This is a genomic window from Pseudomonas onubensis, from assembly GCF_965653655.1.
GTDB lineage: Bacteria > Pseudomonadota > Gammaproteobacteria > Pseudomonadales > Pseudomonadaceae > Aquipseudomonas.
Window position 1 is genome coordinate 16,693 of the sequence record NZ_CBFHAZ010000018.1, and the last position, 23,193, is coordinate 39,885.

A 23,193-nucleotide genomic window follows, 5' to 3' on the forward strand; every position below is an offset into this window, starting at 1 on the left:
TAAAGCGTAAATGGCGTTAGCATTCCCATCACTCGGCTTAAACAGCCTGTTTTTCAGATCAGGGTCGCATTGTGGAAAAGCTAAAACGCCTCCAAAGTGGAATCGAAGGGCTCGACGCTCTGCTCAAGGGAGGGCTGGTTGCGGGCGCCTCCTACATAATCCAGGGGCGGCCGGGGTCTGGCAAAACGATCCTGGCCAACCAGCTTGGGTTCCATCATGCGAACAATGGAGGCCGGGTTCTGGTCGCCACACTGCTGGCCGAGTCACACGACCGTCTGTTTCAGTTTCTTTCTACCCTGAGCTTTTTCGACGCTTCCAAAGTGGGCGCCGACATTCAGTTTGTCAGCGCGTTTGATACGTTGGAAAACGAAGGGCTGGACGAGGTGGTGAAACTGCTGCGGCGCGAGATAAGTCGCCAAAAAGCTACAGTGATGGTGGTAGACGGCCTGCTTAATGCTCGCTCAAAAGCCGACTCGCACATCGACACCAAGAAATTCATTTCCGAGTTGCAAGGGCACGCTGCTTTCGCGGGTTGCACGGTGCTGTTTCTCACCAGCTCGCGTCTCGACGACGGCAGCCCTGAGCACACCATGGTTGATGGCGTCATTGAAATGGGCGAAGAGCTATTTGGTACTCGCTCGGTACGTCGTATTCAACTGCGTAAAACTCGCGGCAGTGGAGCCCTGACAGGCCTTCATGAGTGTGAGATTACCGACAATGGTTTGGTGGTTTACCCTCGTCTCGAAAGCCTTTATAGCCACCCATCCGCCCCCGACAGCGCCGACATGACGCGTATTCCCAGTGGCATTGGTTCGCTGGACGGCATACTGGGTGGCGGCCTTTACAGTTCCAGCGTGTCTCTGGTCATGGGCCCCTCCGGCATTGGTAAAACGACGCTGGGCCTGAAGTTTCTGGCCGAGTCGACGGTGGAGGCTCCGGGACTGCATTTTGGCTTTTATGAAAGCCCACAACGGTTGCGACTCAAAGGCCAATCATTGGGTATCGATATCCAGGGTATGGAGGACAGCGGCGCCCTGAGCATCGCCTGGCAGCCGACGACTGAGGGTTTACTGGATGGGTTGGGCGCACGCCTGTTGAGTCTTGTAGAAGAAAAGGGCATCAAGCGCCTGTTCATCGATAGCCTCAGCGGTATGACCCGAGTCTCTACAAACCCGGCGCGAATTACTGACTTCTTGAGTGCGCTGATGAATGAGCTGCGGTGCCGGGGCGTGACCGTATTCGCATCCTGGGAAATGCGTGATCTATTTGGCTCCGAGGTCAGCGCGCCAAACTCTGACCTGTCCAGCATCGTCGATAACTTGATGCTGATGCGGTTCTCTGAGAATTCCTCTGAACTAAGCAGGACACTTTCCATTCTTAAGGTACGAGATAGCTCTTATGACCCCTCCAGATTTGAGGTGGTCATTCAAGATCGAGATGTTTTCCTGAAAAAGGCTTCGAGACATGAACCTTCAGTCCCCACTGAGACATCGCCGGGTTCACTTTCTTAAGCTTTTGAGTGGGTTGAATTAACATGACCACCATCCTGGTCGTCGATGACGAGTATTTGATCGCTGACATTCTCAGCTTCGCACTGGAGGATGAGGGGTTCATGGTGGTGACTGCCAGCAATGGTCGAAAAGGACTGGAAGTGCTGGACAGAGAAAGGCCAGCCTTGATTATCACCGACTTTATGATGCCCGTTATGGACGGCCTGGAATTCGCAACAGCCGTTCGAGCCCTCCCTTGCGCTAATCAATTGCCGATCATCTTGATGAGCGGTGCTCAGGCACACATCGGTATGCAGAGATCGGATCTGTTTGATGCAGTGTTGGCGAAGCCATTCAACATCGACTTGATCATTGCCGAAGTTAAAAGGCTACTAGCCTCTGATCAGTGAGCACTGCATGTACCTGCCCGGAGCCACGTGGGATCGGGCTCCGCTAGCCCGAACATCGAGTTGAAAAATTTTTTCGAGAGACTCTTGAAAACGTTTTGGTAGTACCTATTTTCGGTTCTACGCGATGCCGCAACCGGGTCGCGTCTTAAATCACTTGGAGAACACTCAGGAGATTTACTATGGCTACTACTCTTTCTTTGGCCCCTCTGTTCCGTCAGTCTGTGGGTTTTGATCGCTTCAACGACCTGTTTGAATCGGCGCTTCGTAGTGAGGCCGGTAATACCTATCCACCGCATAACGTGGAGAAGCATGGTGATGATCAATACCGCATTGTGATTGCAGTGGCAGGTCTTACTGAGGAGGACATAGACATTCAGGTTGAAAATGGCGTATTGAGCGTTTCTGGTGGAAAGCGTGAAAACGGCGAGGAGGTGACTTACCTTCATCAAGGGATAGCGCAACGCGCCTTCCGCTTGTCGTTCCGGCTGGCTGACCATATCGAAGTGCAAGGTGCATCGCTCACCCATGGTCTGTTAGCCATCGAGCTGCTTCGGGTTATACCCGAAGAAGCCAAGCCAAAACGTATCGAGATCGGTACTGCCGGCAAGCCAGACCAGCGTCAAGTAAGCCTGCAATAATTGTGTTCAAGGCGATCTGCGGAGCGCCTTTCTTTATTCTGTTTTAATCAATCTCCCGTTGCCTCGCCTTTAGATGTGCGCAACGCCATCGCCTGCCATAATCCACCCGTCTCACCCCAGCCCCCCACACGGAGTCCATGCCATTCATGGTGCTGTTGAATCGATTGAGCGCGTTTTCCATCCAGGCGCGCCGGGCACTGAAGCTGGTGTGGGGTACGTCGCGGCCCTTATTCATAGGCCTGCTGCTGGCCACCATCGTTGCCGGTCTGTTGCCTGCGCTGGCGGCCTGGATCGGCCAGCGTATTGTCGATGGCGTGGTGCATGCGATGCAGGCTCATGCAGCCGGCAGCCAGGCGCCCGTGTGGCCGGTGATGCAGTACGTGCTGGCCGAGGCGGGCGTGTTGGCGCTGCTGGCCGCCGCCCAGCGCGCGTTGTCCATGCAGCAATCGTTGCTGCGGGTGCAGTTGGGGGTGAAGGTCAACCTGATGATTCTGGAGAAAGCCCAGACCCTCTCACTCCTGCAATTTGAAGACGCCGAGTTCCACGACAAGCTGGTGCGCGTGCGCCAGGGCGCGTCGACACGGCCGCTGAGCCTGGTCACCAAGGGCCTGGGCCTGGTGCAGAACCTGATCTCGCTGATCAGCTTCGCCGTGCTGTTAGTGCACTTTTCGCCGTGGGCGCTGGTGATTCTGGTGGTCGGCGCGTTACCGGTGTTCTTCGCCGAGACGCATTTCTCGGGCAATGCGTTTCGCCTGTTCCACCGGCGCGCGCCCGAGACCCGGCAGCAGAATTACCTGGAATCGCTGCTGTCCCACGAGACCCACGCCAAAGAGGTCAAGCTGTTCGGCCTGGCGCCGCTGTTCCTCAAGCGCTACCGCGACAACGCCCGGCGCTTGTACACCGAAGACCGCCAGTTGACGGTGCGCCGGGATGCCTGGGGCTTTGCCCTGGGCCTGCTGGGCACTGCGGCGTTTTATGTGGCTTACGCCTGGGTGGTGCTGGACACCGTGCGTGGCCAGACCAGCCTGGGCCAGATGACCATGTACATCGTGCTGTTCAAGCAGGGGCAAAGCGCGATCACCGCCAGCCTCAGCGCGATTGCCGGCCTGTATGACGACAGCCTGTTTCTGTCGGACCTTTATGAGTACCTGCTGACCCCTGTAGTCGTGCCGCGTGGCCGGCTTACCCAGGGCGCGCGTCCCGGCGACGGTCTGCGCTGCGAGCACGTGGGGTTCAGTTACCCCGGCGCTGAGCGGCCGGCATTGACTGACATCAACCTGCACTTGGCGCCGGGGCGAAGCCTGGCCCTGGTGGGCGAGAATGGCTCGGGCAAAACCAGCCTGATCAAACTGCTCACGCGCCTGTATACCCCGCACGAGGGGCGCATTCTGCTGGACGGCAGCGACTTGCAAGACTGGGATGAACAGACACTGCGACAGCGCATTGGGGTGATTTTCCAGGACTACATCCGCTACCAGATGACCGTCGGCGAGAACCTTGGCGTGGGTGACGTCGATGCGCTGAACGACGAGGCGCGCTGGCGCACTGCCGCAGCCCAGGGGGTGGCCGCCGAATTTATCGAGCGCCTGAGCAGGGCCTACGGCACCCAGTTAGGGCGCTGGCTTGGCGGTCAGGAGTTGTCGGGTGGGCAATGGCAGAAAGTCGCCTTGTCACGCGCATATATGCGCCAGGAGGCGGACCTGCTGATACTTGATGAGCCGACGGCTGCGCTGGACGCCGGCGCCGAGGCGGCAGTGTTCGAGCACTTTCGCGAACACGCCAAGGGCCGCATGACGTTGTTGATTTCCCATCGATTCTCCAGCGTGCGCAATGCCGACCATATCATCGTGCTGGACGGCGGCGGAATCCTGGAGGAGGGCAGCCATCACCAACTGATGGCGGCGGGTGGGCGCTATGCCGAGTTGTTCGATGTTCAGGCGCGGGGGTATCGCTAGGTCCCCGAGCGCACCGCTGAAACCCTGGCGCAGAACGCCCGACACTACCTCCAGCGTGCCGATGCCTTCGCGGTGTCGGACTACGTCGACGGGCCAAACAGCCTGCCAGACGCAACTTAGAGACTCTCAGGATCCCCAAAAAACATTTTGACTAGGCTCTAGGACGGTGTTTACAGCCACAAAAAAAATAATTGTGCCCCCAATTTTGCCCCCATTCGCACCGGGTTCGCGAGCGATCGCGAATGGCGATTTCTGACGCGGATCTGGGTGGTCGTGGCTGGTATTCAGTGCTCCCCCGTATACTCGATGACCAACTCGAATCCGGCAAATCCTTGGTGGTTCGATGAGTCGATATCCTTAATCGGAGTTGTCCGGGATGTCTTTCAGCACCTGTCCTGAAATTGGCATCGCCAAATACTCATGCTCTGCGCGATGTTGCAACGGCGCTGGTCGCCAGAGGGGTCAATCCACGTGCCCATCGGAAGTTGAGGCCCAATGCCAGGCGTCTAGATACGCAATCGGCGTTAGAAGTGCGCGGCAAAGTTGAGCATCGTGTTTGTGGTCGTGGATCTCGATGGTCCAGTCGGGCCTAAAACCTCGTGCTTCAATCGGCCGTCGAGTCGGCTGGCAGCGTTGGGGGCTAGAGGGAGCGTCTGTCCTACGTTATTCCTGGCCAGTCATGAAGAAGTCGGACAACCTCGATCAGATCGTCGTTTACCATACGATAGAAGACGATATGGCGTGGGATTTTGACCGTCCCATTGGGATGTTTGGCCTGCTGCCGAACTGCGCTAGATTACCTTCGTTCAGTTGAGTAAAGCGCCCGTGTTCAAGATCCATGATGCCGATCGAGGTTGCCTGACGCAGCGCCTCAATTTTGGCAGTGTCTTCGGCGATGCGCTGCTCCAGTAAACGCAAAACTTCTCGCATCACTATGGGAAGGGACTGATTAACGTAGCGAGGTGCAGAAGGTACGGATCGCCTCGCACGCCCGGCGCAATGAGGCGTCATCCAGTGCGTAGGCGATCCGAATGTAAGGGCCAAGACCAAAGGCGCTACCATGCATTACGGCCACATCCGCTTCTTCGAGCAGTGCATGCGCGACATCTTCGTCGGTGTGCAGTACCCGGCCACCCGCTGGGGTACGCCCGATCAATCCGGCACAAGACGCAAACGCGTAGAACGCCCCGGCTGGACTGACGCATTCAAGGCCTGGGGTGTCGTTCAGCAGCGCCACCATCAAATAGCGACGACTCTGGAATGCTACCCGGCTTTCACGGATGAAACCCTTGGGACCTTCAAGTGCCGCGAGCGCGGCCTGTTGCGCCACAGCGCTGGCGCCAGAGGTTTGCTGACCTTGCAGTTTTTCCATGGCGTCCAGCAACCAGCGCGGCCCTGTGGCGAAACCGATTCGCCAGCCGGTCATGGCATAGGCCTTGGACACCCAGTTCATGGTCAGGGTGCGCGGTGCCATTCGTGGTTCAACCTGGGGCAGGGTATGGAACGCTTGGTCATCAAAAATCAGATGCTCGTAGATGTCATCGGCCAGAATCAGCACGTGAGGGTGAGCCAACAACACCCCGGCCAGGGCGTGCAGTTCTTCCTAGCTGTACACCGCGCCGGTCGGGTTGGACGGCATTGCTGCAGGGAAGCCTGGTGCTGTGCGGGCTGGGGACGCTGGGCTGTCCCACTGAACCTGGACTGGGGCATGCGACGGGAGATGATGAGTCAAAGCTATACGACCAGACTGAATGAACTGTGGACGGTGTCTTACCAGTAGTCGGTCACTTCAAAAAACGGTCTTATTTTTCAGATAGGGCCTGATCAACAATGGCATGCATCGCTTTTTCCACTTTTGGGTCACCCATCATTGTCTCCGTTACCTTCTGCGCAATGTGCTTGAATTCGCCATGCTCAAGAATCCCATCCCCAAACTCCCAGCACAGAATCTCCTGAACTGTGACGACAGGCGCAGCGTCACGAAAGCCTTCTGCGTGTTGATTCAAACTATTTAGGCGGCTGTGCAGGCGGGTGCGCAGCGTCTCCATGTTTTTGCCGGACTTTTGGTTTTTGCTGGGAGACGCTGGGTTGCTTGCGCTCGATGTCACTCGCTCTTTGGGTTTGGCCAAAGCAGCCAGGACGTAGGAGAGGCGAGTGGGATCGATCTTGCTCATTGTTACGGAGTCTCGAGATTGTCACGGTAGGCGCCAAGAAATACGCTGGGCTTGGTGATGGTATCGTCTTTTGCGGGAACGGTTGCATTCGTCAGACTGGCCAGCACGCGAGTCATGTCGGCCTTCAAGGCAGGATTCACGCATTCGGCCAGGCCACGTGTCAGCTTATCAATGGCGCCCTCAGGCTGTTCATTGAGCAAATCCAGGTAGGCGGTGGCAAACCATTTGAGGCCAGGGTCTTGTGCATGGCTCTGCAGTTGGTCGAACGCAGCGCGAGCCTCTTCGACTTTTTGCAGTTGCAGGTTCAAGAGGCCCAGTTGGAAGCGAGCGATATCCATGCGCGGATCCAGCTCTAATGCTTGGGTCATACCTGCATGGGCACGATCCATTAACCCAAGTTCGGCGTGTTCGGCTGCCAGGAAGTAGCGAACGGCCGCATTGTCCGGCTGTTGTTCCAATGCGGTATTGAGATAGTTCAGGGCGGCGTGGTGATTACCGTCCTGGCTGGCGTGAATTGCCAAGTGCAGGTATTCAGTTGCATCCAGCATAGCGTGGGTCTCCTGGGGCTATGACTTCAATGTTGGCCGGGGTTGGGAGGCGCGGTACCTTGCTGGTGAAGCTGTAGCCATTGAATGACCAGCATGCGCCCGGTGATGTTGGTGCCCGGACGATTGTTCTCCAGAAGCCCGCTGATCAGTCGCTGAGCTTCCTCGGCTCGACCGGCCTGTTGCAGTAGTAGTGCTTGTGCGTAATGAGCGGCCAAGCTGTCGGGCTTGAGCATGAGCGCTCGACGGATACCCTTGCGAGCCAGGTCTGAATGCCCCTCCATGATATCGACGACCGCCAACCCACCATGGGTATCTCCAAAACTGCGGTCCAGCGCGTAGGACTTATCCAGCGCAGCACGGGCTTGAGCGCAGTCTTTGCGCAAGATGTAAATCCAGGCCAACAGATGCCAGGTCCCGATATGGTTGGGCATCCATTGGACGGCAGTCTTCAGATGATTTTCTGCCAATTCGAATTGGAGTTCGCTGAACTCTAACAGGCCCAGTCCCGACCACGCTCGACCGCAGTCCGGATAGACCTTGAGGGTGTGGTGCCAGGCTTTGCGGGCGGCCGCTACATTGTGCTGCTCAAACTGAACCGTAGCGCATGCAATCAATGCATCCCTCTGATCCGGGTCAACGGCCAGCGTTTCATGGGCCGTACTCAATGCCTGAGGAAGGTTGTCGTTTTCATAGCGTAAAAGTGCCAGGAGGCCGCGAATGTTGAGGTTGTCGGGTTCGAGCTGTTGAGCACGAGTAACCAGGACCTCGGCCTCTTCTGTCTGCTCCAGTTGGTGCAAGGCGCGAGCGTGCATCAGCAGCGTTGCGGCGGGGCAATCGGCGTGCTGGGTCAGATGCGCCAGTAGGGTGGTCGCAGCTTCAAAATCAGCGCTATAGAAGTGACCGAGCGCAGTGTTGTACATCACTGCGGGATCGCTTATTCCCGCCGTTATGGCCTTATCTCCAAAGGCGCCTGCTGCCGAATAGTCGCCTGCCTGGAGCAATAGGTGGGCGCCATGGGCGAAGACTCTAGGGTCTTCTATACGGTGGTTGTTCACATGCTCGATCAACTTTCGCCCCGAAACCTGGTCGTCCAACGCGATGGCCAGGCCCATGGCATCGCAGAGCAAGGTCAGGTTGCCTGGGTCGTGCCCCAGAAACGTCAATAGACGTACCAAGCGTTGTTGCAAGGCGAGTGCGCTGTCTGTGCTCATCGATCAATTCTTCCCTGGGGCATGCGTGGTATTACCCCGGATTATTGCCTCAGCGTTTACTCAATGTCATGGGTTAAAAGGCGATTTTGGATTGAAATAAAAAAATTCCATTAGCCCTAAACATTTCTCGAAATCGACGCATAAGTACTGACAGAGGGGCTGATTTACCGCGTTCGCGGACAGCCAAATTGTCTTGGAACCGCCACGTCGGTTCAGTTGGGTCGGGGAGTCAGGGAAATGGTAGCGATCGTTGCCGGCAATGGATTGGGTCTGTTCAACACCTCGCTCAACTTGCTGGGCGGCGGTTCGCTGGGTCAGGGCAGCCTCGGTCAGGCGAGTGGACAGGCACTTGTCAATATCAGCAACGGTAACTTGGTCCTGCGATTTACCGATGAGCAATTATCGGGCCTTGGCCAGGACCTGCTGCATACCCGGACCTACAACACCCGAGGCGATTTCAGCGACGGAGATGGCGATGGCTGGCGGTGGGATGCCGAGCGCGGCGTGAAGTTGGTAGGTGCGTTGAACACGGCCGGCAGTCAAATGGTCCGCGTCACCGGCGATGGCCACAAAACGCTCTATCGCTGGGACGGGACGCGTTATCAGTCGACCGAGGGTGATGGTGCGCATGACACCCTCACGTGGGACGACCCAGCAGGGCAGGTGGTATGGACCGATGGTTCACGGCGCACCACTGAGCGTTACAACTGGAACGGCCAACTGGTATCCACCACCGATGCAAATGGCACCCGCATCAGTTACAGCTATGACCCCCAGGGACGTTTGAACAACGTCAAGGACAGCTCCGGTCAGGAGCTGGTGCTCAACTATAACGCCGCCGGCAAGCTGGAGCGCCTGGACACGCGGCGTTCGACCGGTGAGGCATTGACGCGCCAGGTGTATTACACCTATGACGGCCTGGGCCGCCTGACCAGTGTCAGCACCGACCTGAGCCCGCAAGACAACAGCATCGCCGATGGCAATGTCTATACCACGTCGTATACGTACTTTGAGTCGAGCTTCTACATTGCTGGTATCACACAGAGCGATGGAACCACTGTTAACTTCGGCTATGAACAAGTGGGTTCTGATTACCGCGTCAGCATCGTCAGTGACGCTTCCGGCATTACACGTTTGAGCTATGACACGGCCAATCGTCGCACCGATGTGCTCAACGGGCTGGGGCAGCAGTGGAGCTATTACTACGACTCTGAGGACCAACTGATCGAGGTACGCACGCCGGCCATCAATGGCCAGCGTCTGTCCACGCGCTACAGCTACGACGCCGACGGCAATGTTACCCAGGTCGTCGATGGGCGTGGCAACTCGGTGAGCTATGGCTACGATGCCAATGGCAACCGGATCCTGGAGCGCGACAGCGCAGGCAACACCCTCACGCGCAGCTACAGCGCCGACAACCAACTGCTCAACGAGGTGCGCTATCGCGTGCCGGCCGTCTGGAATGGCAGCGGCTGGACCGAACCGCCAGCGAGCAGCGCCCAGGTCACGCGTTACGCCTATGACAGCAGCAACCGTCTGCGCTTTACCGTGGATGGCGCGGGCCAGGTGGTGGAATACCGCTATAACGCCAATGGTCTGCGTACCCAGGAAATCAGCTACGCGGATGCGTCGTTCGTGCTGTCGGGGCTGGCGCCCACCGATGGGCTGTCCGAGTCTGCGTTGAACACCTGGGCGGCGGCACGCGATAAAACCCGTTCGACGCTGACCGAGCTCAGTTACGACTATCGCGGCAACCTCAGCCGCCGCGTGGTGTATGCCGCTGTCGCCGCCAATGGCGCGGGCCTGCTCGACGGTGCCGCGAACGTGACCGAGTTCATTTACAGCGAATACGGTCAATTACTGCAGACGCTGGCAGTGCGTGGGGCGGATCGAAACGCCAAGGCGCAGTTGACCTCGCTTGTGTATGACGGCATGGGCCGTGTGCTCAGCCAGACCGATGCAACCGGTACGCGTACCACGGTGTATAACGGCCTCAATCGCACGGTCACCACTACTAACAGCGCAGGGCTGACCGTCAGCCAGTCCTACGACACCCTGGGCCGGCTGATCACCCAAAGCGAGACCGCCGCCAATGCGACGCCGCGCTCGACGCTGTATGTGTACGACGCAGCCGGCCGGCAAACCATGGTCCAGGACGCCACGGGCGTACGCTCTTACGTGCTGTACGACGAAGCGGGGCGGGTCAGCGCACAGATCAATGGCCTGGGGGCCGTCACAGAGTTTGTCTACAACGAAGCCGGGCAGCGGATTCAGGAAAAACGCTACGCTACTTTGATCGACACCACCGGCGGGTACGACGGTACGTATGTCTTTGTGACCCTGGTGGCGCAAGTGCGGCCTGCGGCCCATGGTGATGATCGAATCACCACATTCACCTACGACTCCGCCGGGCGTTTGAGCACCACCACCGCGCCGTCGGGCTTGGTGACAACCCTGAGCTACGACGGCCTTGGCCAGTTGGTGAAGCAGCAGAGCGCAGATCGCATCACGCGGTTTTTCTATGATGCCGGCGGGCGCCAGACCGGGCAGTTGGATGCCGAAGGCTACCTGCGGGAGAACCGCTATGACGCCGCTGGCCGGCTGGTTCAGACCGTTCGTTACGCCACCGCCACCGCTGCCGCCAGCCGCGACACCGGCACGCTCGACCAACTAAGGCCGGGTGACGGTGGCGGCCTGTCGAGCTGGTATTTCTATGATGCGGGTGGCCGGCAGATCGGCAGCCTCGATGAACAGCAGTTCGTCACCGAAACAGTCTTCGACGAAGCCGCCAATACCCAGCAAACCTTCCGCTATGCGGCCGTCTATACCGCGACGGTCACCGACAACACCGGGTTCTCCACGCTCAAGGCCGCCGTGTCCGGCAGCGCGCGGCAAACCACTACCACCGCGTTTGACGGCCAGGGGCGCGTGGCCCAGCGCACGGCCATCGACGGCACGGTAACGGCCTACGAGTATGACGGCGCCGGGCGCCTGGTGCGCGAAACCCAGGCGCAGGGCACACCCGAAGCGCGCAGCACGTTCACGCGTTATGACGCCTTTGGGCAAACCCTTGGCAAGCTGCTGGGCGAGGCGTCTGGCCGTATCACAGTCGGCATGACCGATGCCCAAGTGGCTGCGGTTTACGCGCAATACGGCCTGACCTATCGCTATGACGCTGCCGGCCGGGTGGCCAGCGCCAGTGATGCATTGGGCAACCGCACGCTGTCCTATTACGACGCGGCGGGGCGCCTGACCCACGTGATCAACGCTTTGGGCGAAGTCAGTGAAACCCGCTACACCGCCTTCGGCGATGCCAGCGAACGCTCGACCCTCACCAACCGGCTCAGTGCGGCCACCACTGCGTCACTGTCGGGCGGCTTGTTGACGCTGCAAGTGAATGCACTGGTGCAGGCCATTCGCGATGCCAACAACGATAACCGCAGCTTTTACGCCTACACCACCTCCGGTTTGCTGGCAGGCAGCATCGATGCGCTGGGCAATGCCGTTGGCTACGGCTACAACCTGTTTGGCGAACAGACCGGCAGCCTGCGCATCAGCGCCAGCGGCGCGACGATCGTTGAAAACCGCTCCTACAACAAGCGCGGTGAAATGATCTGGCGCGCAGAAGATGTCGACGGCTTATCGCGCGGCACCGGCAGCGTCTACGACGCCTTTGGGCACGTCATCCACCGCATGGATGCGCGAGGGCAGATCAGCAGCACCGACTACCTCGACAACGGCCGTGTGATCGTTGAACGCGACCCTCTCGGCCAGACCCAGGGCCGTGAATATGACGCCTTTGGGCGAGTGCTGCGCGAGCAGGACGCGCGCGGGTTGATCACCACTTACAGATACAACGACAGCACCCGCACACTGGTGGTGACCACGCCGGACGGCCTGGCCATGACCACCGTGCGCAATCGTCACGGCCAAACCCTGACCGTCACCGACAGCCAAGGCATCACCCAGGCCTTCAGCTACGACAAAAACGGCCAACAGCTCACCAGTACCGACGGCCTCGGTCGTACCACCAGCAGTGCTTACGATGGTGTCGGGCATTTGTTGAGCGTAACGGATGCGGCGGGCCGGGTGACGTCCTACGGCTACGACGCGGCGAACCGCATGATCAGCCGCACCGATGCCGCTGGGGTGGCGACGCAGTATGTGTTTGATGGCCAGGGGCGCAAAGTGCGCATGATCGAGGCCGGTCAACGTATCACCGACTATGCCTACGACCGCAAGGGGCAGTTGCTGACGGTGGTGCAAGACCCCAACGGCCTCAAACTGACCACCACCTATACCTATGACGGCTTTGGTCGGCAGATCCAGGTGGCACGTGGCACCACTGCCAATCCGTACCAGCAAGTCATCCTGTATGTGTTCGATAACCTCGGCCGCCGCACGGCCGAGCGCATCGATCCCAACGGCTACAACCTCACCACGCAGTACCTCTACAACGCCAATGACCAAGTCACGCGCAAGCTGGATGCCGGTGGCAACAGCACTTGGTATGTGTATGACAGTGCCGGGCATTTGACAGACACCGTGGATGCCCTTGGCGGCGTCACCCGCAACACTTATGACCCCGATGGCCGGCTGGCCAGCACCACTCGCTTCGCCACCGCGCTGAGCCCTGCCACCTTGGCCGCCCTGGGCAACGCGCCGGCCAGTATTCCAGTCGGCGCCAGCGCCAAGGACCAGGTCACCAGCTATCTCTATGACCAGATGGGCCGGGTGCGGGCTACCATTGACGCACTCAACCAGGTCACCGAAACCCTGTATGACCAACAGGGGCGTATCACCGAAAGCCGCATTTACGACAAGGCCATGCCCACTGGCACGCCCCGCACCTTCGACGGCGTGACAGCGGCGCTGACCAGCCTGGGGGCGCTGGCCTACGCGACACGTTCGGTCTACGACGCCGCCGGGCAACTGAGCAGCGTGACCGATGTGGCCGGCAAGACCGAGTCCTACACCTACGATGCGGTGGGCAATCGCGCCACCTTGACCAACAAGAATGGCGCGGTGTGGAACTATCGCTACGACAGCGTGAACCGTCTGGTCGAGGAAATAACCCCGGCCGTTGCGGTGTCGAGCATCGATATCAACGGGGTGGTCAGCACCCGCTCGGTACTGCAAGTCACGCGTATCACCTATGACGCGTTGAGTAATGTCACCAGTCGCACCGTAGGGCGCTTGCGCGGTGCATTGGCGGCCGACCCGGCGGCGGATGACCTGAGCCAGGCCAGGACCACCGGGTATGCCTACGATGCGGTCGGCCACCAGGTGCAGGTCACCGCGCCGGGCTGGTACAACAAAGTCACCGGGGCCTATCAGCAAGCCTGGGACGGCACCGGCAATACACTGCAGGTCACCACGGACGTGACCTACGATGCCTTGGGCAATGCCGTGCGCAATCGCGTGCGGGTCAACAACACCGGCGCGCCGGGCACTGACTTTGTGGACAGCTACAAGGTCTACGACAGCCTCGGGCGGCTGACCCATGACGTTGATCCGCTCAAGGGCGTGACGGCCTACACCTACGATGCCCAAGGCAATCGCCTGACCACTAAACGCTATGCCAATGCCTTGGCAGCCGCGGAGCCGGCGGTCGGGTTTTACACGGCCAGCGACCTCACCAGCGCCACCCTGACAGCCAGCCCCGCACAAGACCGCACGCTGACCACCACCTACGACGCCTTGGGCCGCAAAACTGCGGTGCAGCAGGATGCGGTAGGCATTTACACCTTCACCGGCAACAGTGCCACGTCGAGCCTGATCACCGCATCGCCCACCACGCTGTACAGCTACAACGCCCTGGGCCAATTGGTGCGTGAAACCCTGATCGCGCGCAACGCCAACGGCGTGACCGTACAGATCGGCGCCAGCAATGTGTACTACTATGACCAGGCCGGCCAACGCATTGGCAGCGTCGATGGCCAGGGCAACTACACCCGCCTGGAATACAACATCCTGGGCAAGGTCAGCCGCCAGGTCGAGTACGCCAACGGCCTGAGCGGCTGGGACGACAGCACCCCGCCAAGCCCGCCGCCGGCCAGCGCCAACGACCGCAGCACACGTTTTGAATACGACGCCATGGGCCGCTTGAACCAAGTGACCCAGGAGGGCGTGCGGTACTGGCAGCAGATCATCAATGGCCAGTCCGGCGCGGCGTCGGCCGTGGCGGTGGTGGGCAACCTGATGGTCAGCCAGATGCACTACGACGGCGTGGGCAACGTACGTGCAGTGGTGGACGCGGCAGGCAACGTCACTTCCACGGAATACAACGCCCTGGGGCAAACCGTGCGGCTGGTCGAACCCGCCCGCGCCACGGCGAAAAACGGCGCAGTGGACCCTTTTGCGGCCGGGATCGTCTATGCGTCACCCACCACCACCTACGCCCTCAATGCGTTCGGCCAGGTCGTGAGCGAAACCGAAAGTGCTGGTGTGGATTCAACGGGCAACCAGCAAGCCGGTGCCACCCGTGTCACCCGCACACGCTTTGACGCGGCGGGTTACGAGGTGCAAAACATCGACGCCAACGGCTCGGCGCAATCCTACAAGGTCGACGCGGCGGGCCGGCGCGTGGAGGAAAGCCGCCAGATCAACATCACACTCAGTGGCTGGACGGTGGGCGGCGCGGCCGTCACGCGCATCCAGACCATTCGCCGTGGCTACACCTACGATGCGCTGGGCCAGCAACTGTCCACCACCGACTGGTACACCGCCGCCGACAACTCCCAGAAAACCACCATCAACTCAGCGGTGTACAACCGTTTTGGCGAAGTGACCAGCCAGTTGTTGAATGGCCACCTGCAAGCGGCCTATTACTACGACCAGGCCGGGCGCGTGACCCAGCAGCAAAATGCCCAAGGCATCACCCAGGTCGACTACGACCTTAATGCCAAGGCCAGCCGCAGCAACCAACTCGGCGACGTCAATACCGCCGCCGATGATCGCATTACCTACACCCGCTACGACGTGCTCGGGCGAGCACTGGAACAACACCTGCCGGCGTTTGAAGCCAACATCAACGCCGACACCCTCAACAACATCAACCTCACACTGGCCACGCCGATCATTCGCCAGAGCTATGACCGCTGGGGCAACCTGCTGACCCGCACCGACGCGCGCGGCTACGTCACCACCTACACCTACGATCACAACAACAAGCAACTGACGGAAACCTTGCCTGTCACCGACATCCTGCGTGAAAACGGCACCAGCTACCGTGCCAGCCTGATCCATGAAAAGCGTTATGACCTCAATGGGCTACTGATCCAGGAAGTCGACCTGGTGGGGCCGTATGCCGGTGTGCCTACCAGCACGGTTTTGCGTACGCGCCAGCATCAGTACAACCAAGTCGGTGAGTTGCTGCGTGATTTCGACGCGCTGGGGTACATGCGCACCTACCTGATGGACGTACACGGCAACCGTGTGGCCACCCAGGATGCACTGGGCGTGGTGCTGGTGGACGGTTATGACGCGATGAATCGTCAGGTCAGCCATGGGATTGTGCGCAATGGCGCCGCTGTGACGTTGTTGACTAACCAGTATGACCAGGCAGGGCGGTTGGTCGGGGAGATCAGTGGGAGCAGTGCGGTTGAGGAGACGTTGGCGAGTGCCAGTGGGTCCGGTGTGACGACGGGTGTGGCGGGGAATGTGCGGTATACGTTGTTTGATGAGCGGGGGAATACGGTTAGAACTCGAAACGAGTCTAAAATCGAAAAAGTATATGAGTACAGTGAGAGCAATCGTAAAACCAAAGAGATAGATGGGCTGGGCAACGCTCTGTCTTGGGTGTTTGATGAAGGTACCTATGGCCGCCTGGTCAGTCGGAAAAATTTGGCGGGGGCTAATTATAACTATACGTACAACTCATTCGGTCAGGTTGTCAGAGAAGTCACTCCTTGGCTATTTGAAATAAGTCCAGGCGTTTATCAAGACACGGGGCTTTCGCAGATCGTAAACTATAAATATTACGCTAACGGTCTGTCGAAATCGGTGGAGGATACATCCGAGGGGTGGGGGCCAAACGAAATTGACTCTTCGATTTCATCCAGTGAATATAATTTGACTGGAGAGAAAGTTCGCTCTATAGAGACTCGCAGGTCGAAAAGTGCATTAGTATTTGTTTGGGATTACAGTGCAAGCACAGAAACACGCTATTTTATTGATGAGCGATCCAGGCTGAAAGAAACACGGTCGCCAGTCGGTACGACTTTGTATGGTGTGATGCCGTCACCGGCCTATACCGCACGTATTGATTCTCTGCGCTACGACTTTGATGAGTACGGCAATCGTCGCCGTACGTACATGGATGCAACCAACCAGGCAGGGGCTCGGACAGTCATTGATAATTGGAATAGATTCGATCTTGAAGATCGGGTCTTGGTGGGCGATGGTTTTCTATCCGGCGGGCAAATAGTTGCTGGTAAGCAAGGTGTAAAAGCCAAGGGCTACGCCAATATATATGACGGTGGCGGGCGTCGGATTGCTTCCGAGCAGTGGAGCAGTACCAATGGTGCCAATGAGGTCTTTCGTCGTGATGAATATGCCTACAACGATATAGGTCAGGTAAATAGTTCGAGTAGTAGAAGCCTCTATCGTGCGGCGGCAGCGGACACGTCCAAGGCTATTATTTCTCAAGGGAATGCGACGCTTGATTTTTCGAATCTTTATGACCTGCAACAAAATCGCACCAACCAAATTGCTTTTGCGGGTGGCGCGGTTTCAAGCGTGATCTCTTACACCTATCGTGGCGATGGGAAGATTTTGGCGCAGACCAATTACAAGGTCACAGGGGGCGTGCAAAGGTTATCCCAAGCGACCTATTATGGTGAAGCCGCCATGATGGATGCTGCGGGTAATCAAAGATCCTATCGCTACGTAGTTTATAATGGTGACGGTGCAAGCGTGAGTTATACGGGGGCTTATACCAAGTCCTATTACCTGGCTGACTCATATAAAGAGCGTGAAACAGTTGCGACATGGAGCTTGGGCGGGCAGCCAGGCACTAACTCGTTCCTTTACACCCAACGAGGTACGCTGGACAGTATATTTAACGGTGTGGGATATCGTACGTTTACGTCAAATCGTGATGGCCAAATTATAGCGCGGTATGAGCCAGGCTATGAGAACAATAAAATTGGCCAGAATTATTATTATTATGATGGAAAGGCACTGGCTAACATAGGCACTGCAAGCGTTGCAGAAGTCAGTGATACGTTTACGCCAATATCTACCGACTACCCAGGATTGAACCCAACCGTTTATATCGTCAATCAGGGCGATACCCTTGAGCGTATCGCCCAAACGGTATGGGGTGATCCAGGGATGTGGTATCTCATTGCAGATGCCAACGGCTTGGATTCAAATAAGCCTTTGCTGACAGGAGACACCCTAAGAATACCTAACGTCGTCGGCAGTACGCATAATAATTCACAAACATTTAAACCCTATAGTGTTGACGATATTATTGGTAATACTACGCCAAGTCCCACACTCCCGCCCCCGCCGAAGCCCAAGAAAAAGAAAAGTAGCGGCTTGGCGAGTGTTGTCATGGTTGTGGTGGCAGTCGTAGCCACTGTCCTAACCGCTGGTGCAGCCGCCCCTGTGGCCGCTGCCGTTGCAAGTTCAACCACTGTCGGCAGCCTTGCGTTGACCGGCGCGGCAGTACTTTCGGGGGCTGCTGGATGGGCGGGTTTAGGGGCTGCAGTGCTTGGTGGCGTTGTCGGAAGCGCTGCATCGCAACTGGCTGGTAGAGCCTTGGGAGTAGTCGATGAGTTTTCCTGGAAGCAAGTTGCTGTTGGTGGGCTGACATCGGGGTTAACCGCAGGGTTTGGCACGTTGGCGCAGGCTGGCACTTTGGGCTCATGGGCTGGCACTGCGGCAGAAGCCATGAAGTCTGGAGGTGCCTACGGCACTGGCTACGCGGCACTGGGAACGTTCAACTATGCCAACAGCCAGATTGCCAGCCGAGTGGTGGGGCTGGATAACTCGTTCAGTTGGCGCAATGTTGCAGCGTCTGCGGTCGGGGCTGCCGTTGCCGGATACGTCGGTGGTAACGGCTCGGGATTAGTGAGTTCAACGGTGCGTGGGCAAATCAGTGCTTATGCTTCAGCGGTTTTGAGAGATAAGTGGTTTGGTGGCGGGCGAGTTGATTTCGGGCAAGTGGCCGCTGATGCGTTTGGGAACACACTCGGCGGCTATATGCTAAATCAGGTTGGCGTCACTCAGAAACCTACTGCTTTAACGGCGTCACTGGCGACTAACCAATTCCAACAAATGCTAGACAGGGGAGAACTTCCCGACACACTTACAAGCGCGGAACTAAAATACCTGTCTCGTAAGGCTGATGAAAATGGTGGAGTGTTGCCCAGTGACTTGCGGCGTCTCGTATTCAAAGAATCTCAGCCCTTATTTTCGGCCGGTATATATGCGGATACTGACCTGATGAGTACATACACTACTCATTTCGATACAGGTGATGCTATACGCGATTCGGCCTATGGTCTGAATGCAATCATTCATAACAGCGTCGCGTTGGGTGTGAATACGCTGTGGGCAGGGTTGAATGTGGCGCCGATCTCATTGGCTGAGATCGGCGACCGTAGCTTCGACCAAGCGGCTACCGATATCATGGTTATGGGAATGCAGATGTTTGGCAATGCCGGCCGGGTTGGAGGAGGCCTCGCCACGCTGGGTGCATTCACTTCTCGAGCCGACCTGCTGGCCTCACGCGCACAAACCCTTGCGCGGTTTGCCTTTAAGATTGACGATGAAGTCCCCGTTGTTGTTACCGATATGCGGCGGGAAATCTTGCTAAAACAGGTTTCTGCGACGCAAACCTTAAGCGAGGCCAAAGGCGTGGTTTTCGCAACAAAAGAGATGAGGCGGCTAGGCTATGAATTGGAAGACGTTTCACTTCATTACAAGGGCAACCAGGGTGTCGATTTGGTGTTCTCTCAAGAGGATAAATTTGCGATAGTAGAGGCCAAGGCGAGTAAGTACCTATCCAGCTTGAAGACTGATGCGGGCGGGTTGCGTCAGGGAAGCCTGGATTATAATCTAAGCCGATTAAGTCGTTATTTGCGCTATGGTGATGGTGGGCATGATGCGTTTGTTAACAAGCTGATCATCGACGGGTCGAAGGGGCAGCTTGAAAGCTTTACATCACTCTATAAAACCCGTTCTACCTATGAGTTACCTGTCGGGTGGCCGGACCCAAGTGTTCCAGCAATTAAGAGATGAAAATGAATTCTACAGAAAGTGTTCAGTTTTTCGCAAAACAAACCGCTACTTTTGAAGACGGATTTGCGCACGCCAGAAAAAGTGGTAATTACCACTTGCTTTCGCTTAATGCTCGGCAAGTTTTTCTGAATCGACTCATGCAGGCGTTAATTACATGGCGAATGAGAGAGAACCCTCATGCGCTCATTGAGGAAGTCGTAGACCGAGGTCTGGAAAGTCTGAACGCTTTGTGTGAGCTAAAACCTGAAGCTAATGTAGCGAACGCTTTTCCTGTCGAGAAATTACGGATGGTTGCATTTTTGATTGATCGAGAGGTGAAAACAAAGGAAGAGTGGCAGTCGATTGAATCCCCAGATCGAAATTTAGATTACCTGTTGGGGATGATTTTGACGGGGCATCCGTTGAGCTCACTGAATGATGCTATCAATGTTGATCTGGGTAAGTTGTTCGCAACGAATAGATCGGTACTTGCTGCGAAAAGCTACCAACTCTACTTGGATATATTGAGCGGTGGCGAGGTGAAGGAAGATGTGAGTGGTTTAGTCGACGAGGCTGACGATCTTTATCGGCAGCGCGCAGGGGATGCATTTTATACCAATGGGTATGAGGTTGAAGGCGGAGGGCTGGATAACGGACTTATAGTTGATTATAGGCTGGGTGCTGTTTTGAAATACCTTAATTATTCAGGCTCTAGCGCTCACGCGTGGCGGTGGTAGAGGGAGTGGATATGTGTTCTTCCTTGATTTTAGGGTGTTGTAGCTACTGACATACTGTTTTCATAAAAATACAGTCAGGTGGCAAATGAAAGTCATCAGCCTTGTCTACGTAATGTGTTTGCCGTTGCTTTTGTTGGATTCCATTGCCTATGCCGGATTGCAGTTGGCAGGGAAAACTGTGGAACAGGTCTACGAAGACCCTAAGGTCGCGAGCTTGGTCAACGCTGCAATTGATGGTCGCGTGGCCGAAGTTGAAAGGCTCGTCGCCTCAGGAGCAAACCCGAATACTGTGGGTAAGGACGGCACAACACCACTCTTTTGGGCCTTGAATTCAAAGAGTGCTTCTGGTGTTGAAGCGTTGCTCAACGCTGGCGCCGATACAGAAAAAGTAACGCCACAATCACGGGGCTTTTCTCCAATGGCTCTCGTTTCGGGCGGCAATAATCCCGACTTATTAGCGCTGATGCTGCGCTACAAGGCTGACGCTAACGGCGTTAATGCCGCGACAATAAAGACAAAACCTCTGTACCTGGCGGCGGCGCAGGGTCGTTTACAGAATGTTAAATTGATTCTGGATGCGGGGGCGGATGTTAATGTCCATGATGACACCGGATTGTCTGCTGCGACAGTTGCAGCAGCCATGGGTAACTTTGAAATTGTCGCTTTTCTTTTAGATCGAGGATATACCTACGACTTGAGTGGCCTTGCTAAAGATACCCATATTGTTAAAGCATTCTCAATAGCTGAAGGCCCGGCTTGGAAGGCAAAAGTCATTGATAAGCTGAAGGCCAAGGGTGTGAATTAACTCGTAATGTCAAACGCGCTTCATCGATTGAGATTTATGTCGTCGAATTGAATATGCGAAAGAGAAAATAGGGCGCGCTAGAGTTGTTATGAAAACTTGTCTGCAGGGGAGGGTTGAGCAATGATTAAGGTGCGCGCAATCATTGTTGAGCTATTGTGATAGGCGTGCGGTTACTTTAAGAGAGGGTGTTTTTATAACGATATGTTCATTGTTTGGATTGTGCTTTTTATTGGGTGCGTATTGGTGGGTAGGGGGTGGAGGTGATAGTTGAGTATGTATAGAAAGATAAGCCTATTTATTTTTACTATAGTAATGAGTGTGTCAATGGCGCAAGCAGCGGTGACGATGGCGGGGCGTACTGTCGAGCAGGTGTATGAGGACTCCAAGGTAGTTGGTTTAGTAAGCGCCGCTATGGATGGGAGAGCAGACGAAGTAAAGAGAATAGCAGCAAGCGGTGTGGATTTGAACGCAGTAGGGCAAGACGGTAGTTTGCCGTTATTTTGGGCTCTCAAATCACGGAATACTGTAGGCGTTGAGTCATTGTTAATAGCAGGAGCTGACACTGAAAAGGTAACGCCGCAATTTAAACCCTTCTCACCCATGGCGCTCGTTTCTGGAGGAGATGACATTGGGTTGTTAAAGCTACTATTGCGTTATGGAGGGGACGCTAATGGCACTCGAGCCACTGGCATAAAAGGAAAACCTTTATATCTGGCTGCCACTCAGGGACGATTAGAGAACGTAAAATTATTGGTGGAAGCAGGCGCAGATGTAAATTTTCACGACGCTAACGGTCTATCGGCGGCAAGGGGCGCAGCCACCACAGGGAATTTCGACGTGGTGTTTTGGCTGTTGGAACAGGGTTATAACTATGACCTTCCAAAGCTCGAAAAAATCGTAAATTTAGTTAATGCATATCCTAATCCGGATGGAGCGCAATGGAAGGCTAAAGTCATCGATAAATTGAAGGCCAAAGGTGTGAATTAACCATGCTGTCAAGCGCGCCATTAACTGCTAAAACAAGGCGCGCAAGGCCTTAATCTAAATCTCCCCCAAACGCCTCGTCCTATCCTGTGTTTTCAAAAATATTTTTTATTTTCCAGTTCACCCCCTTGCCGCCCGGTTTCCGATCTGGCTATGATCCGCCGACAAAACAATAGTGGCCACTAGCCACGGACGCCGAGTGACACACTTCGTTGCAGTCATCGAGGCGTAGAAGAAACCGGCCTAGGTCCGCTGGCCTTTCGATCGCTGGGTTGTTGGTCACGACATGGTGGATCTTCAACTCCTCAATGTTGCTAAGTGCCACATTACGTTCCACCCATCCGCGCCCTTCGGCAAAGCCCAGGACGGCACGGATGATGGTACGCACGCGCCGGGCCATGGCCATGGTGCGCTGGCGACGCAACTCGGTAATGATTGTGGTGATGTGTTCCAGCTTGATCTCGCTGACGGGCTGTTTGCCAATGGCTGGCAAGATGTGGTTATTCAGCGCCCCGCGAAACCCCGCCATGGATTTGGTCACCAGTTCGGCAGACTTGAACGCCAACCATTGATCGGCCACGTAAGCGAAGGTGCGCTCTTCATTGAGCAACTGTGCCTTGATCCTGGTCGTCTTGGCCTTGAGCGGAGCGATGTGGTTGGCCACGTCTCGGCGTGCGCTGCGAGCAATGTCGCGCGCCTCTTTCAATCCGATGTCGGGATAAGCACCGATGGAGAACCGGTTTTCCTTGCCGTGCAGCCGATACTTAAAGCGCCAGACCTTGGAAGGGGCTTTTCCTGGCTTGCTCGACGCCCTTACCTCCAAGTAGAGGCCAGGGACTTCGCCGTCGGCGTGCTTACCGGGTTCGGCCAAGGTGCGGATGAAAGCATCGCTGAGTTTTCGTCTGAAAACAGCAGCATTAGCAGTTGCCATCGGTGGGGGCATAATTTTTCAAAACCAAAATTTTGCCCCCAATTATGCCCCCAAACACCCTGGAATCCATTGGATTTA

The 23,193-nt window shown here is 56.5% G+C and carries 12 protein-coding genes and 3 pseudogenes; 9 read left to right on the top strand and 6 right to left on the bottom strand.

Features of this window, described 5'->3' with window-relative positions; genetic code table 11:
* Nucleotides 1-71 precede the first annotated feature (71 nt).
* The 4 genes from ACTD9P_RS08860 to ACTD9P_RS08875 all read left to right on the top strand — a co-directional run bounded on the left by ACTD9P_RS08860 (nucleotide 72) and on the right by ACTD9P_RS08875 (nucleotide 4,493).
* A complete protein-coding gene (locus tag ACTD9P_RS08860; protein ID WP_438867416.1) occupies nucleotides 72-1,511 on the top strand; it encodes an ATPase domain-containing protein in 1,440 nt (479 codons plus the stop codon).
* A gap of 23 nt (nucleotides 1,512-1,534) precedes the next feature.
* Complete coding sequence (locus ACTD9P_RS08865) at nucleotides 1,535-1,900, top strand: response regulator (RefSeq protein ID WP_017135562.1); 366 nt, start codon at nucleotides 1,535-1,537, stop codon at nucleotides 1,898-1,900.
* A gap of 179 nt (nucleotides 1,901-2,079) precedes the next feature.
* Nucleotides 2,080-2,538, top strand: coding sequence for an Hsp20 family protein (locus ACTD9P_RS08870; RefSeq protein ID WP_438867417.1), 459 nt, complete (start codon nucleotides 2,080-2,082; stop codon nucleotides 2,536-2,538).
* Nucleotides 2,539-2,684: 146 nt separating this feature from the next.
* Nucleotides 2,685-4,493, top strand: a complete 1,809-nt coding sequence (locus tag ACTD9P_RS08875) for an ABC transporter ATP-binding protein (RefSeq protein WP_438867418.1) — start codon at nucleotides 2,685-2,687, stop codon at nucleotides 4,491-4,493.
* A 714-nt stretch (nucleotides 4,494-5,207) separates the two neighbouring features.
* Here ACTD9P_RS08875 and ACTD9P_RS08880 read toward each other — a convergent pair.
* Together ACTD9P_RS08880 and ACTD9P_RS08885 are read right to left on the bottom strand one after the other, a co-directional pair.
* On the bottom strand, nucleotides 5,208-5,504 hold the full coding sequence (locus ACTD9P_RS08880) for a type II toxin-antitoxin system ParD family antitoxin (protein ID WP_438867419.1): 297 nt from the start codon (nucleotides 5,502-5,504) through the stop codon (nucleotides 5,208-5,210).
* Nucleotides 5,443-6,129: pseudogene (locus ACTD9P_RS08885) on the bottom strand (aminotransferase class I/II-fold pyridoxal phosphate-dependent enzyme); the annotation flags it as partial. The pseudogene ACTD9P_RS08885 and the gene ACTD9P_RS08880, both read right to left, overlap by 62 nt.
* A 33-nt stretch (nucleotides 6,130-6,162) precedes the next feature.
* Here ACTD9P_RS08885 and ACTD9P_RS08890 point away from each other — a divergent pair.
* Nucleotides 6,163-6,273 (top strand): annotated as a pseudogene (locus ACTD9P_RS08890) (DUF4113 domain-containing protein); the annotation flags it as partial.
* Between the two features lie 22 nt (nucleotides 6,274-6,295).
* Here ACTD9P_RS08890 and ACTD9P_RS08895 read toward each other — a convergent pair.
* From ACTD9P_RS08895 to ACTD9P_RS08905, 3 genes are read right to left on the bottom strand one after another with little or no spacing between them, the layout of a single operon-like run.
* Nucleotides 6,296-6,667, bottom strand: a complete 372-nt coding sequence (locus ACTD9P_RS08895; RefSeq protein WP_438867420.1) for a hypothetical protein — start codon at nucleotides 6,665-6,667, stop codon at nucleotides 6,296-6,298.
* A 2-nt stretch (nucleotides 6,668-6,669) separates the two neighbouring features.
* A complete protein-coding gene (locus ACTD9P_RS08900) occupies nucleotides 6,670-7,215 on the bottom strand; it encodes a tetratricopeptide repeat protein (RefSeq protein ID WP_438867422.1) in 546 nt (181 codons plus the stop codon).
* Nucleotides 7,216-7,241: 26 nt separating this feature from the next.
* On the bottom strand, nucleotides 7,242-8,426 hold the full coding sequence (locus ACTD9P_RS08905) for a tetratricopeptide repeat protein (RefSeq protein ID WP_438867423.1): 1,185 nt from the start codon (nucleotides 8,424-8,426) through the stop codon (nucleotides 7,242-7,244).
* A gap of 237 nt (nucleotides 8,427-8,663) precedes the next feature.
* On the opposite strand from ACTD9P_RS08905, the gene ACTD9P_RS08910 reads away from it, so the two are divergent.
* The 4 genes from ACTD9P_RS08910 to ACTD9P_RS08925 all read left to right on the top strand — a co-directional run bounded on the left by ACTD9P_RS08910 (nucleotide 8,664) and on the right by ACTD9P_RS08925 (nucleotide 22,187).
* A complete protein-coding gene (locus tag ACTD9P_RS08910; protein WP_438867424.1) occupies nucleotides 8,664-19,679 on the top strand; it encodes a LysM peptidoglycan-binding domain-containing protein in 11,016 nt (3,671 codons plus the stop codon).
* A 2-nt stretch (nucleotides 19,680-19,681) separates the two neighbouring features.
* Nucleotides 19,682-20,395 carry a hypothetical protein gene (locus ACTD9P_RS08915; RefSeq protein ID WP_438867425.1) on the top strand — a complete coding sequence of 238 codons (714 nt, stop codon included), beginning with the start codon at nucleotides 19,682-19,684 and terminating at the stop codon, nucleotides 20,393-20,395.
* Between the two features lie 85 nt (nucleotides 20,396-20,480).
* Nucleotides 20,481-21,200, top strand: coding sequence for an ankyrin repeat domain-containing protein (locus ACTD9P_RS08920; RefSeq protein WP_438867427.1), 720 nt, complete (start codon nucleotides 20,481-20,483; stop codon nucleotides 21,198-21,200).
* Between the two features lie 273 nt (nucleotides 21,201-21,473).
* Nucleotides 21,474-22,187, top strand: a complete 714-nt coding sequence (locus ACTD9P_RS08925; protein ID WP_438867429.1) for an ankyrin repeat domain-containing protein — start codon at nucleotides 21,474-21,476, stop codon at nucleotides 22,185-22,187.
* Between the two features lie 214 nt (nucleotides 22,188-22,401).
* Here ACTD9P_RS08925 and ACTD9P_RS08930 read toward each other — a convergent pair.
* Nucleotides 22,402-23,115, bottom strand: a pseudogene (locus tag ACTD9P_RS08930) (tyrosine-type recombinase/integrase); the annotation flags it as partial.
* Between the last annotated feature and the right edge of the window lie 78 nt (nucleotides 23,116-23,193).